This is a genomic window from Nocardiopsis alborubida, assembly GCF_012396365.1.
Classification (GTDB): Bacteria; Actinomycetota; Actinomycetes; order Streptosporangiales; family Streptosporangiaceae; genus Nocardiopsis; species Nocardiopsis alborubida.
In genome coordinates this window covers 1-12,027 of the sequence record NZ_JAAXPG010000007.1, presented here as the reverse complement: position 1 = coordinate 12,027, position 12,027 = coordinate 1, and the positions used below count along the sequence as shown (strand labels likewise).

13 protein-coding genes are annotated in these 12,027 nt (G+C 73.1%); 3 read left to right on the top strand and 10 right to left on the bottom strand.

All coding sequences use genetic code 11. The features are described from left to right. Positions 1-26: 26 nt before the first annotated feature. The 6 genes from HGB44_RS08845 to HGB44_RS08820 all read right to left on the bottom strand — a co-directional run bounded on the left by HGB44_RS08845 (position 27) and on the right by HGB44_RS08820 (position 5,913). Complete coding sequence (locus tag HGB44_RS08845) at positions 27-929, bottom strand: transglutaminase domain-containing protein (RefSeq protein ID WP_061080996.1); 903 nt, start codon at positions 927-929, stop codon at positions 27-29. After that, positions 926-1,777, bottom strand: coding sequence for a MerR family transcriptional regulator (locus HGB44_RS08840; RefSeq protein ID WP_061080995.1), 852 nt, complete (start codon positions 1,775-1,777; stop codon positions 926-928). The genes HGB44_RS08845 and HGB44_RS08840 overlap by 4 nt, the downstream gene beginning before the upstream one ends. Positions 1,778-1,841: 64 nt before the next feature. Further along, positions 1,842-2,564, bottom strand: coding sequence for a CPBP family intramembrane glutamic endopeptidase (locus tag HGB44_RS08835; protein WP_061080994.1), 723 nt, complete (start codon positions 2,562-2,564; stop codon positions 1,842-1,844). Positions 2,565-2,831: 267 nt separating this feature from the next. Continuing rightward, positions 2,832-3,998: an aminotransferase class V-fold PLP-dependent enzyme gene (locus HGB44_RS08830; protein ID WP_061080993.1), complete on the bottom strand. Its 1,167-nt coding sequence runs from the start codon at positions 3,996-3,998 to the stop codon at positions 2,832-2,834. 59 nt (positions 3,999-4,057) lie between these two features. Next, positions 4,058-4,711 carry a response regulator gene (locus HGB44_RS08825; RefSeq protein ID WP_017567396.1) on the bottom strand — a complete coding sequence of 218 codons (654 nt, stop codon included), beginning with the start codon at positions 4,709-4,711 and terminating at the stop codon, positions 4,058-4,060. Further along, positions 4,708-5,913, bottom strand: a complete 1,206-nt coding sequence (locus HGB44_RS08820) for a sensor histidine kinase (protein WP_231972459.1) — start codon at positions 5,911-5,913, stop codon at positions 4,708-4,710. Before HGB44_RS08820 ends, HGB44_RS08825 begins: the two co-directional genes overlap by 4 nt. 133 nt (positions 5,914-6,046) lie before the next feature. Between HGB44_RS08820 and HGB44_RS08815 the strand changes: the two genes are divergently transcribed. Together HGB44_RS08815 and HGB44_RS08810 are read left to right on the top strand one after the other, a co-directional pair. Beyond that, the gene (locus HGB44_RS08815) at positions 6,047-6,358 is read left to right on the top strand and encodes an SHOCT domain-containing protein (RefSeq protein WP_061080991.1); all 312 of its coding nucleotides are present in this window, start codon (positions 6,047-6,049) and stop codon (positions 6,356-6,358) included. Between the two features lie 150 nt (positions 6,359-6,508). Further along, positions 6,509-7,498, top strand: coding sequence for an adenosine deaminase (locus HGB44_RS08810; protein WP_061080990.1), 990 nt, complete (start codon positions 6,509-6,511; stop codon positions 7,496-7,498). A 70-nt stretch (positions 7,499-7,568) separates the two neighbouring features. On the opposite strand, the gene HGB44_RS08805 is transcribed toward HGB44_RS08810, so the two are convergent. Continuing rightward, on the bottom strand, positions 7,569-8,171 hold the full coding sequence (locus tag HGB44_RS08805; protein ID WP_061080989.1) for a TetR/AcrR family transcriptional regulator: 603 nt from the start codon (positions 8,169-8,171) through the stop codon (positions 7,569-7,571). Positions 8,172-8,263: 92 nt separating this feature from the next. Between HGB44_RS08805 and HGB44_RS08800 the strand changes: the two genes are divergently transcribed. Next, positions 8,264-9,046: an MBL fold metallo-hydrolase gene (locus HGB44_RS08800; RefSeq protein ID WP_061080988.1), complete on the top strand. Its 783-nt coding sequence runs from the start codon at positions 8,264-8,266 to the stop codon at positions 9,044-9,046. 164 nt (positions 9,047-9,210) lie between these two features. Here HGB44_RS08800 and HGB44_RS08795 read toward each other — a convergent pair whose 3' ends face one another. The 3 genes from HGB44_RS08795 to HGB44_RS08785 form a co-directional block, all read right to left on the bottom strand. Beyond that, on the bottom strand, positions 9,211-10,197 hold the full coding sequence (locus HGB44_RS08795; RefSeq protein ID WP_061080987.1) for a DUF2332 domain-containing protein: 987 nt from the start codon (positions 10,195-10,197) through the stop codon (positions 9,211-9,213). A gap of 120 nt (positions 10,198-10,317) precedes the next feature. Next, positions 10,318-10,959 carry a DJ-1/PfpI family protein gene (locus HGB44_RS08790; protein WP_061080986.1) on the bottom strand — a complete coding sequence of 214 codons (642 nt, stop codon included), beginning with the start codon at positions 10,957-10,959 and terminating at the stop codon, positions 10,318-10,320. A 51-nt stretch (positions 10,960-11,010) separates the two neighbouring features. Next, positions 11,011-11,958: a GlxA family transcriptional regulator gene (locus HGB44_RS08785; RefSeq protein WP_061081014.1), complete on the bottom strand. Its 948-nt coding sequence runs from the start codon at positions 11,956-11,958 to the stop codon at positions 11,011-11,013. Between the last annotated feature and the right edge of the window lie 69 nt (positions 11,959-12,027).

The following is a 12,027-nucleotide window of genomic DNA, read 5'->3' as shown; positions in this document are numbered from 1 at the left end:
CGGGGGGAAGAGCGGCCTCCCCCCGCTCACCCGGGCTCGACCACCCGCCGCTCCAGGTCCACCCACCCCACGAAACCCGACGGCGACGTGCACAGCACCCGCCCGCCCGGGTTCAACCGACCATCGCGCGCGTACCAGGCGGCCAACTCCCGCTCGGCGGCCCCGTCCCCGCCGTCCGCCGCCACCAACAACCGCGCCACCTCGTCGAACACACCGTCATCCCCCGCCTCCATGGCCTCCCAGGTGTCCCACAGCAACACCTCCTCGCCCTGGCGGTGCGCCAACTCCAGCAACACATAGGCACGCACGAACCCCGCACCCCGCCACGGCAGATCCGGGTGCACCCCGTAGCGGTCGACGTCCACCCGCCCCCGACGGTGGGCCAGCCACACCTGCGCCGCACTGGCGAAGACCGCGCCCCGCGCCTCAGACGCGCGCGCGATGTCCATGACGTCCACCGGCCACGGCCGCGCCGGATCCAACTGGGTGTCCGCCCACACCCACCGCCCGCCGTCCCAGTACTCACTCACCACGTGGTCGGTCCAGAACCCGTCGTTCAGGTAGGAGGCGAACCCCACCCGGGTGCGCGCCGCCACCCCCCGCTCCCGCAGCGCCGCCACCGTCACCAGCGCGAAGTCACGACAGCACCCCACCAGCGGCTGCGCCCGGGCCCGCGTCCACGGGCCCGGGCAGCGGGCCTGGTCGGTGGCCAGCATCGCCTCCACCCACCGGTGGTCGATCTCCGCCAGCCGCGCCCCGGTGAAGGCGGGCCTCCCGCCGCTGCGGTAGTGGACCACCGCCCCGCGCAGCACCCGCCCCAACCCGGCCACGTCCCCCGGCAGGTCCGCCAGCACCCGCGCATACCCGCCCGGATCGCTGTAGGGGGTGTGCGCCACCCACCTCTCCACGCCCGCGCCCACCGTGCTCATCCGCGTCCCGCCTCCCTCATCGGCCGCGCCACCAGCGCGAACACCGCGTCCTCGGCCACCTCGTCCCAGGAAGCCTCATACACCTCACGCAACGGCCCCACCGCGTGCGCACCGCACTGGAGCATCCACCGCTCCACCGCCCGGTAGGCGCCCAGGATCCGCGGATAGAAGCAGTCCCCGCGCGCCACCTCGCACACCGCGCGCACGTGGGCGGCCTCCATACGGATCACCGTCTCCCCCTCGGGCTCGGCGTGTCCGGTGAAGGGCACCGCCACCTCGATCGGCGCGGGCCCGTCCGGGGTCACCGCACCGTGGTAGAGCACCCAGAACCCGGGGCCGGGGCGCGCCCCCTGCCCCACCAGGTGGCGGCGCAGCGCCTGCGCACGCGCGTGGAAGGTCCCCACCAGGTTCTGCTGGTCGGTACGGGCCCTGACCGCCGCCACCTTGACCGCACCCACGCGTTCGCGGCGCACCCGCCACACCGGCTCCGGACCCCGCTCGACCACCCCGCCCCAGGACAGGCGCAGCTCGGCCAGGGCCGCGCGCCGCGAACGCAGCGCCTCCTCCTGGGCCCGCCACCACGCCTCGGCCCGCTCCAGGGCCTGCCCGCGCTCCTGCGCCATCACCTCGGCCACCACCGCCAGGGGCATGTCCATCTGGCGCAGCAGACGGATGCGCCGGGCCCGCTCCACCTGCGCACCGAGGTAGAGGCGGTGCCCGCCCGCGCCCACCCGGTGGGGCACCAGCAGACCCGAACGCTCGTACAACCGCAGCGCCTTGGGGGAGAGCCCGCTCGCACGGGCGAACTCCCCCCGCGAAAGCCCCTCGGGGGGCTGTGGGGTGCTCATGGGACCCGAGTGTGGCCCCTGCCCCAAGGGCACCGTCAACACCCGGGCGCGGCCGGACCCCGCCTCACGCGGCCCCGCGGCGGGGCATGACCAGGACCACCAGCCCGAACAGCCCCATGGCCACGATCTGCACAAGCAACTGGACCCCGTAGACGATCCCCTCGGTGGGAAAGAAGCCGTTCGCGAAGTAGAAGCCGCTGTGCACGCCCACAGCCATCCACAGGGTGCCCGTCCGGGCCCGGCCCGCGGCGCAGACCAACCCCAGCGCCATCGCCCCCACCGCGTACAGGGCCACCTCCCACGCCCCCTGCGCCTGGCTCTGGGAGAAGACGTGCACCGCGCCGAAGAGCACCGAGGTCACCGCCACCACCGCGCCCGTCGGCATCCGCTCCGCGAGCACGTCGTGAAGATTGCCCCGCCACAACAACTCCTCGGGCAAAGCCTGCACGAGGACGATGATCGCGACCGCCACGGGCAGGAAGGCCAGGTCGTCGGGTACCCAGGGCACCCACCGGGCCGCCCCCAGCGCGACCGAGACGGCGTTGGCGCCCACCAGCACCGCGACCGTCACACCCACCCCCACAAGAAACAGGGGCAGCGCCGACCACGTCAGCCCCAACCCCACCCCGGCCCAGGGGCGGCGCGCCCAACGGCGCCACAGGTAGACCGCGAGCACCACGAGCAGGGCGCCGAAAGGCTGGCCCACCAGGGGCACGGCGAACGTACAGGCGAGCGTGAGCACAAGAGGAAGAACCACCGCGGTCCAACCGCGTTCGGGGGTAGTCATGCCCCTGATCCTTCAACGTCCCGGCCCCGCCGTCATCGGGGAAGGAACCCGCACCGCCCCCGGGGCTTTGCCGACACCGCAACCCGCCGCCCACTAAGGGACACCGGCCCCGTCCCTTACAGGCACACCCCCACCGCGCCCGGGCTCCAGCCCCGGGAGCACCGGCTTCTCCCCCCACCCCCTCAGGGACGCGGTGAGGACCCCCGCCCCGAGAACACCCACCGCACACCCGGACACGGCCGCCGCGCACCACACGCGAAAGCGCGCCTACAACCCCTTGACCGCGCCCGCCAACGCCTCCACCTCGGCCTCGGTGTTGAAGTAGTGCACCGAGGCCCGCACCGCCTCGTCCACCCCCACACCGTCCTCCCACACCTGGTTCCACAACCGCGACACGCTCACCCGCACCCCGGCCTCCCCCAGCGCCGCACGCACCACCTCGGCCGCCACACCCTCCACCGCGAAGGTCACGATCCCCGACCGCACCAGCCCCCGGTCCAGCACCCGCACCCCCGCCAGGCGCCCCAACCGGTCCCGGGCCTGCTCGGCCAACGCGCCCACCCGCTCCCGGATCGACTCCATCCCCACCGCCAACGCGTAGTCCACGGCCACACCCAACCCGATCTGACCGGCCACGTTGCGCTCAAAACTCTCGAAACGACGCGCGTCCGCGCGCACCCGGTACCCCTGCCCCTCCCAGTGCGCCGACGTCACGTCCACCACCGGCGGCTCCCCCAGATCCGCCCCCGACCGCGCGTACACGAACCCCGTCCCCCGCGGCCCGCGCAGGAACTTGCGCCCCGTCACCGCCAACACGTCACACCCCAGCCGCTCCACGTCCAGATCCCACTGGCCCGCCGACTGGCACGCGTCCAACACGAACAACACCCCGAACCTGCGGCACAGCGCCCCGATCCGCTCAGCCGGGTTGACCAGCCCGTTGTGCGTGGGCATGTGGTTGAGCGCCACCACCCGCACCCCGCCCCGCTCCAACTCGCGCTCCAACGCCCCCACATCCATCACCCCGTCGGCGTCGTCGGGCACCACCTGCACCCGCACACCCCGTTCACGGGCCGCCTTGACCATCCCCAACGCGTTACTGGGGTACTCACTGGCCGTGGTCAGCACCCGCTCCCCCTCGGCGAAGACCACCGACCCGAACGCCAACTCCCACGCCCGCGTCGCACTCTCGGTGAACGCGATCTCCTCGGGGCGCGCACCCACCAACCGCGCCGCGGCGGTGTAGAACCCCTCCACCCGCGCCTGCGCCGACTCGGCCGCCGCATAACCCCCCACCCGCGCCTCCAGACGCAGGTGCTCCACCACCGCCTCCACCACCACCTCCGGCGGCAACGACGACCCCGCGTTGTCCAGATGCGCCGCCTCCTCAGCCCCAGGAGTATCCGCCCGCACCGCAGCCACATCCACGCCCATCCGGCCAACCCCTTCGACGCACCCGACACGGTCGCCGCCGAACCTACCCGGCGTCCCCTTCAGCGCACCAGCCCCGCCCGGAAGGCGAACACCACCAACTGCGCCCGGTCCCGGGCCCCCAGTTTCACCATCGCCCGGCTCACGTGCGTGCGCGCCGTCGCCGGGGAGACCACCAAACGGGCCGCGATCTCCTCGTTGCTCAACCCCTCACCCACCAACCCCACCACCTCGCGCTCACGCTCGGTCAACACCTCCAACCGCGGCACCCGACCCCCGCCCGGCTCACGCGAGACGAACGCCGCCACCACCCGCCGCGTCACCGACGGCGACAACAACGCCTCGCCCCGCGCCGCCGCCCGCACCGCCGCCAACATCTCCTGCGGGTCGCTGTCCTTGATCAAGAACCCCGACGCCCCCGCACGCAACGCCTCGAACACGTATTCATCCAGTTCGAACGTCGTCAACACCACCACCCGGGTGTGCGCCAGCGCCTCCTCCCCGGCGATCCGCCGCAACGCCTCCAACCCGTCCACCACCGGCATCCGCACGTCCATCAACACCACATCCGGACGCAGCCGGCGCACCAACTCCACCGCCTCACCACCGTCACAGGCCTCACCCACCAACTCCAGGTCCGCCTCCCCCTCCAGCAGCACCCGCAACCCCATCCGCACCAACGCCTGGTCATCAGCGACCACCACCCGCACGCTCACCGCTCACCGCCCAACGGCAGCGACGCCCCCACCACGAACCCGCCACCCTCACCGGACCCCACCGTCACCGACCCGCCCACCGCACGCGCGCGCTCACGCATCCCCGCGATCCCCGACCCCTCACGCACCGGCCCCACCACACCCACTCCCTCATCGGCCACCCACACCTGCACCTCCTGGGCCCCGTACACCACCCGCACCCGCGCCGACGCGCCCTCACCGCCATGGCGCACCACGTTCGTCAACGCCTCCTGCACGATCCGAAACGCCGCGTGGTCCACCGCCGCGGGCACCCGCACCGCCTCCCCCTCCCACACCACCTCCACCTGACGCCCCGCCCCGCGCAACTCCCCCACCAACGCCTCCACACGCCCCAACCCCGGCAACGGACCCCGCCCCGCCACCTCGGCCCCGCCCCGAAACACCGCCAGCGTGCCCCGCAACTCCTCCAGGGCCGACCGGCTGCTCTCACGGATCGCCGCCAACGCCACCGACGCCTGCTCGGGCCGACGATCCACCACGTGCAGGGCCACCGACGCCTGCATACTGATCACCGACAGGCTGTGCCCCACCAGATCGTGCACCTCCCGGGCGATACGCAACCGCTCCTCGTAACGGTGCCGCTCCACCTCCTCCTGGCGCTGGCGACGGCGCGCCTCACGCCGCGCACGCACGAACATCCCGCCGCCCGCGGGAAAGGCCATCGCCCCCACCGCGAACACCACCCCCACCACAGCACCGCCGTCCGCCAACCCCCACCAGGGCTCACGCACCCGCGAGGCCACCCCCACCGCCACCACCAACGGCGCCGTCCACGCCAAGAACACCCCCGCACCCAACCGGATCGCGGCCGAGAACACCACCAGCGCGGGCAACACCAACACCGGCCCCAACAGGTGGCCCGCCCCCACGAACACCGCCGCGCCCACCGCGGCCACCACCAACGCCGCCACCGGCCACACACGGCGCACCGCCACCGCGCACACCAACACCCCCACGCCCACCCACACCGACCAGGGCACCACCACCGCACCCCAGTCCACATCCCACCCCGCAGGCGGCCCGCCCCGCCAGGGGCCGTGCCCGCCCCCGCGCCGCTGCCACGCCAGCTGGCCGCGCACGAACCCCACCGACACCGCGCCCAGCACCACACCCAGCACCAGATCCCCGACCACCCGGCGCACACGCCTGTCACCACTCACACCACGACCCTAGGCCGCCCACCCCCGCCCTGTCGTGACACCACAGGCGTAGGCGCCCTACGCACCCGAGCGCAGCGCAGGTGTCGCCCTCGGGGTGACGACCGCGACCCCCCGCCCCGGACACAGTGAACCCATGGACACCATCGCCACAGCAACCGCCCTGGCCGCCCACCCCCACTGGGGGCAGGGGCCGCCCGCCTTCGTCCCCGGAGCCCTGATGTTCTTCCTGCTCACCATCGCCCTCATCGGCGCGCTGGCCTTCGTCCTGACCCGCCGCGGCCACCGCCCGCCCTGGGCGCCGCACCCCGCCTCACCCGAAGAGGAGGCCCGCCGCACCCTGGCCGACCGCTTCGCCCGCGGCGACCTGACCGTCGAGGAGTTCATGGAACGCGCCAGCGCCCTGAACTGGACCCCCGGCCGCGACGACCGCCCAGGCCGCAAGTAACCCGCGCGCCCACCCGGCCCGGCCCCGCACCCCGCGCGGCCGGGCCCTCACCTGTGCTCCACGCCCCACTCCGACCCGGCCAGGGCGCCCCCACCCATCAGCCACAATGGCCAACACACAACCCCGACCGCAAAGGCAGCGACCACCGCCATGCCCATCCCCAAGGCCGAACTCCACGTCCACATCGAAGGCACCCTGGAGCCCGAACTGGCCTTCACCCTGGCCCGACGCAACGGCCTGACCCTGCCCCACCCCGACGTCGACTCCCTGCGCCGCGCCTACTCCTTCACCGACCTGCAGTCCTTCCTGGACCTGTACTACGCCCTCATGGACGTCCTGCGCACCGAGGCCGACTTCACCGACCTGGCCAGCGCCTACCTCGACCGCGCCGCCGCCCAGGGCGTACGCCACGCCGAGATCTTCTTCGACCCCCAGGCCCACACCGGCCGCGGTGTCGCCCTGGACACCGTCGTCAACGGCCTGACGGCCGCCCTGAAGACCAGCGAACACACCCACGGCATCAGCACCAGCCTGATCCTGTGCTTCCTGCGCGACCTCCCCGCCGCCGAGGCCCTGGACACCCTCCACCAGGCCCGCCCCCACCTGGAACACATCAGCGCCGTCGGCCTGGACTCGGCTGAGGTCGGCCACCCGCCCGAGAAGTTCACCGAGGTCTTCGCCGCCGCCCGCGACCTGGGCCTGCGCCGCGTCGCCCACGCCGGGGAGGAGGGCCCCGCCTCCTACGTCTGGCAGGCCTTCAACCTCCTGGGCGTCGAACGCATCGACCACGGCATCCGCTGCCTGGAGGACCCCGGCCTGGTCGCCCACCTGGCCGCCACCCAGATCCCGCTGACCGTGTGCCCGCTGTCCAACGTGCGCCTGCGCGCCGTACCCGACCTGGCCCAGCACCCGCTGCCCGCCCTGATGGACGCCGGACTGCTCGTGACCGTCAACTCCGACGACCCCTCCTACTTCGGCGGCTACGTCCACGACAACTACCAGGCCCTGCACACCCACCTGGGCCTGGACGCCGACCAGCTGCGCCAGCTCGCCCGCAACTCCTTCACCGCCTCCTTCCTGCCCCCCGAACGCAAGGCCCGGCTCATCGCCGAGGTCGACGCCCACCCCCACCCCTGGTAGGCGTGCGGCCCCGCCCCCACGCTCGGGGGCGGGGCCGCACCGGCCCTGCGGGGTCCGGTGCGGCGTGCGCTCAGGACTGGTCCAGCGCCCGCTCGATCGCGCGCCGGGCCCGGCCCGCGGCCGCCCCGTCGTGCTGGAGCTGCATGGCCGCGTTCAGCGCCAGCCCGGCGGCGATGATCTCGAACAGCGCCTGGTCGATGTCGAACCCGGCGGGCAGCTCGCCGCTCTCCACCGCCGTGGTCAGGTCCGCCCGCAGTTGCTCCCGCCAGCGCGACCACACCTGGGCCACCGCGTCGCGGACCGGGCCGGGGCGGCCGTCGTACTCGGTGATCGCCGCGCTCATCAGGCAGCCGCCGGGCAGCAGCGGCGCCTCCAGGTAGCCCACGGAGTTGGCGCACACCGCGCGCAGCCGTCGCAGACCTGGCGGCTCGGCCAGCGCGGGCTCGACCACCCGGTGCCAAAAGTCCACGAAAGCCTTGTCCAGCGTGGAGATCTGGAGCGTCTCCTTGCTGCCGAAGTGCTTGTGCACCCCGGACTTGCTCATCTCCAGTTCCTGGGCGAGCAGGCCGATGGTGATGCCCTCCAGCCCTTCCTCGGAGGCGATCTCGGCGGCGCGGCTGAGGATGCGGCCCCTGGTGGCCTGCGCCTCGGCCGCTGAGCGTCGTGGTGACATGCGACGAGGATAGCGTACGTTCGTTCGCTATTGCTTTAGTGAACGAACGTACGCTAAGTTCTGCCGCAACCACCAGGACGAAGGAGTGCGAGATGCGGGTACGACGACTGGGCTGGGCCGGACTGGAGATCCAGGCGGGCCGCGAACGACTGGTGATCGACCACGTGCACGACCTCTCGCCACTGTTCACGGGCTGGAAGGGCGGTGAGGGGCTGACGGCGCCGAGCGGAAAGGCCACCGCCGCACTGCTCACCCACCTGCACCGGGACCACACCGACGCCTCCGCCCTCGCCAACGCACTCACACCGGGGGCGCCGGTGCTGCGACCGGCACCCGGACACGGCGACGACGTGGACAACGTGACGACACTGGCGGCCGAACGCGAACTGGCCCTGCACCGGCTGACCAACGAGACCGTGGACGCCTGGTCCACCCGCGAGATCGGACCCTTCCGCGTCACCGCGGTCCCCGCCGTCGACGGACTGGGCGACCCACAGCTGAACTGGGTGGTGCAGGCCGACGGGCAGCGGCTCTTCCACGGCGGCGACACGATGTTCCACGGCTACTGGTGGCTCATCGCACGCCGCTTCAGCCCCTTCGACGCGGCGTTCCTACCCGCCAACGGCGCGGTGGTCGACGCACCGCACCTGCAACCGCCGAGCCCACTGCCCGCCGCGATGGACCCCAGACAGGCCGCCGCGGCCGCGGAGATCCTCGACGCCCGGTACGCGGTGCCGATGCACTACGAGGCACAGCAGCCGCACAAGATCGCGGGCTACGCCGAGGTCCGCGACCCGGAGAAGGAGTTCCGCGCGCACGCCGGACGGCGCACGCGCGTACTGGCCGTCGGACAATGGCTGGACCTGGCCACATGAGCGAAAACCCCGCCGCGCCGACAACTCGGGCCGAAGATGCTGGCAAGGAGCGCCCCACCAGGCGCCGAGCAACCCGCGAGTGACCCGGGCCGGTCCCCACAGGAACGCCCCGGACAGCGGCCCCTCCCCCAGGCGTTCGGGGGCGGGGCCGCACACCATCCGCCTCAACCCGCCCAGGTCAACCGCTGCCCGTGCTCACCGGCGAAGGCCACCACACGCCCGTCCAACGCCAACGCGAAATCGGTGTCCACCCGCGGACGCGGACCCTCCAGCCCGGGCAGCACCCGCGCACCCTCGTTCGACACCCAGTGCCCGTCCAACCCCCGCACCGCCTCCACGAACGCATCCCGCGAAGCCTCGTCCAGATAGGCCAGCACCGCGCTGTGCATCACCACCAACCGCGCCCCCGCGGGCACCCGCGCCGCCACCGCCCGCAACTCCTCCACCAGGTCACCGGCCACCAACAGCGGCGGCTCGGCCGCCGCCACCCGCGCCGCCGCCCGCAACCGCTCCCTCCGCTGCTCCTCATAGGGCCCCGGCCAGATCAGCGCCTCCAACCACCGCACGTCCTCCTCGCGGCGCACGTCCAACGGGTTCAGGTCGATCCCCGCCCGCCACACCACCCGCGGCACCCGCTCGGGCACCGGAACCGCACCCGAGGTCGCACACTCAAGCAACACCGGACTCCGCTCCGGACCGATCGGCGCCCCACCGTCGAAGGAGTAGCGGTACCGGTCCGGGTACAGGCACAACCCCGCCGACGCCCCCACCTCCACCAGCGCCAACGGCCCCTCCAACAAGGACAGCACGGGCAGCAGGGTGGCGCACCGGCGCACCTCGTTGGTCTGGGTGTAGCGCTCCAACACCACCGTGCGCACCGCCTCCCAGTGCCCCAGGAGCCAAGCGCGAAAATCCGCCCACTCACCCACCGGCCCACCCAGGAACCGCACCGCACCCAGCAACAGGTTGGGCTGGCGCTTGTTGCCCGCGGGCAGGGAGGCCACCAGCTCCAGCACCCGCTCATCCTCGACCAGGGCCCGGGCGATACGCGCGTACGCCGGAGCCGCGTCCTGGGCGTAGCCGTCCGCGAAACCCCGGTACTGCCTCACGATGCTGTCCACGTTGGCATCCACGGCGGCGACATGCTCCACGGCCACACACTCCTTACACCTCGGGGGGAAACAGGTGCGGTGTTCCTACCCCACCCCCGCACCCGCCGCCCCGTGACCGTGCTCACCCCCCATTGCCTCACCGGCATCCGGGGGCAGTGCTCACGCGCCTTCCAACAGGAACCGCGAGTGCGCACGCGCACGCGCCACCAGCTCCGGCGGAGCGGTCCGCGGCGACCCCGCCTCCCACGGCGGCCTCGGGTCGTACTCGGTGGCCAACTGCACCAGCTGCGCCACCTCCCGCCCCGCCATCCGCTCGGCCAGCACCAACCCCATGTCGATGCCCGCCGACACCCCGGCGGCGGTGACATACCTGCCGTCCGCCACCACCCGCTCCTTCACGGGAAGCGCACCCCAGCGCCCCAACTGCTCCACCGCCAACCAGTGCGAGGTCGCCCGCCTGCCCCGCAACAACCCCGCCGCGGCCAGGATCAGCGACCCCGTGCACACCGACGTCGTCCACCTGCTGGTGGCATCCACCCCCCGCACCCACTCCACCAGAGGGCCGCCCCGCATGTGCCGCACCTGCCCCGGGCCGCCCGGCACACACACCACATCGGCCTCCCCCACCTCCCCGAACGCGGCGTCGGCCACCAGGGCTCCCCGCCCGCCACTGTCGCGCACCGGCCCGCGCTCAGCACCCACGAACACCACCTCCACCCCAGGCAACCCCGCCCACATCTCATAGGGGCCCACCGCGTCCAACAGGGTCACACCCTCGAACAAAACGATCGCCGCACGCACCGCACACCACACCCTTCCTCCGCCCCACCGCCACCGGCGAGGACACCTCGCTCACACGCCCCGAAAACGGGCCCGGTACTCCGCCGGAGGACACCCCAGATTGCGCACGAACGACCGCCGCATCGCCTCAGCCGTGCCGAACCCACACCTCCGCGCCACCGCCACCACCGACGCCTCCCCCTCCTCCAACCACCGCCGCGCCGCCTCCAACCGCACCCGCTCCACGTACCGACCCGGCGTACACCCCACCTCCCGCGCGAACACCCGCGCGAACTGACGCGCAGACAACCCCACCCGCCGCGCCAACGCCTCCACCGACGCCTCACACTCGGGATGCTCGGCGATCCAGTGCTGCACCTCCCGCACCGCCGGGCGCTGCGCCACCTGCGCCGACAACTGCGCGGAGAACTGCGCCTGACCCCCCGGACGGCGCAGGAACACCACCAGATGACGCGCAACCGCCAACGCCACCTGACGCCCCAGGTCCTCCTCCACCAACGCCAACGCCAGGTCCACCCCCGCAGACACCCCCGCCGACGTCACCACCCGCCCCTGACGCACGAAGATCGGCTCGGACTCCACCCGCACCCGCGGAAACTCCCGCGCCAACCGCTCGCAGTGCGCCCAGTGCGTCGTGGCCCGCAACCCGTCCAACACCCCCGCCCGCGCCAGCAGGAACGCCCCCGTGCACACCGACGCCACCCGCCCCACGCCACCGCTGTGCACCCGCAACCACTCCACCAACCCCACGTCCGGGCGCCGGGTCCCCTCACCCCCCGGCACCACCAACGTGTCCACACGCCCCACCCGCTCCAACGCCACCGACGGCACCAACCCCAACCCGCTGGAAGAGGTCACCGCCCCACCGCCCAACGACGCCGTACGCACCCGGTAACGCGCCCCCTGCGCCTGAGCGGCACCGCAGAACACCTCCAACGGCCCCGTCACGTCCAGACTCTGCACACCGTCGAAGACGACGATGACCACCTCGTGCCCCATGCCACCCATCCCAGCGCCCCCACCCCCACGGCCGCAAGGTCGCCCACCCCACCCTTCCTGCCACCGAAC